The organism is Pseudomonas sp. 32_A (assembly GCF_017490905.1).
Classification (GTDB): Bacteria; Pseudomonadota; Gammaproteobacteria; order Pseudomonadales; family Pseudomonadaceae; genus Aquipseudomonas; species Aquipseudomonas inefficax.
The window spans coordinates 1-537 of sequence record NZ_JAFGYI010000160.1; the positions used below are offsets into that span (position 1 = coordinate 1).

Annotated in this window: 1 protein-coding gene; it reads right to left on the minus strand. The window is 54.4% G+C overall.

The annotated features are described in order from the left end of the window. Positions 1–81 precede the first annotated feature (81 nt). Positions 82–252, minus strand: a complete 171-nt coding sequence (locus J5M58_RS26075) for a hypothetical protein (protein WP_196173778.1) — start codon at positions 250–252, stop codon at positions 82–84. Positions 253–537 lie beyond the last annotated feature (285 nt).

Genomic DNA, 537 nt, shown 5'->3' on the forward strand with positions numbered 1-537 from the left:
GCTTCTCTGCCTCTGACTCCAGACACCCACTGAGTAGTCCAGCGCTGACTAAAGCAATGATAGCTAGTGCGAAGGCGCGGATCATGGCTTAAACCCTTGGTCCTTGCTCCGGTCTGGCGGCGTGATTTCCCAGAGTTTTTCGCTGGCCTCTTGCTGCTCCTTCGCCTTCTCTTCGGCCTCGGATTCGAAGCAGCCGCTCAACGACAGCGCAGTAACGGCAACGAGCATGGCGCCAATTATGGTGCGTTTCATAAGGATCCTTCCTGTGAAATGGTCGGGCGTTATACCAAAGATCGAATCCTTCCGCAAAAACTGACACCAAGCGCTACCCGCCAGCGCCTTCCACTATTCAACGATAACGCCTCCCCGGCGAGGGCGCCGCTTCTACGCACAGAACAGGCCCTGGACCAGCAGCACCGCATCCTAGTAATGCACTGCATCTAGACGCCAAGCACATGGCTTCACTTATCGATCAACATCAGCCGCATTGAGGCCTGTTAACAATATTTTTCTTTCGATTTACTGACGCCTTACCGC

Excerpts from the sequence above, each read along its gene's own strand:
- J5M58_RS26075 (WP_196173778.1), bottom strand. The coding sequence starts at position 252 with ATGAAACGCACCATAATTGGCGCCATGCTCGTTGCCGTTACTGCGCTG.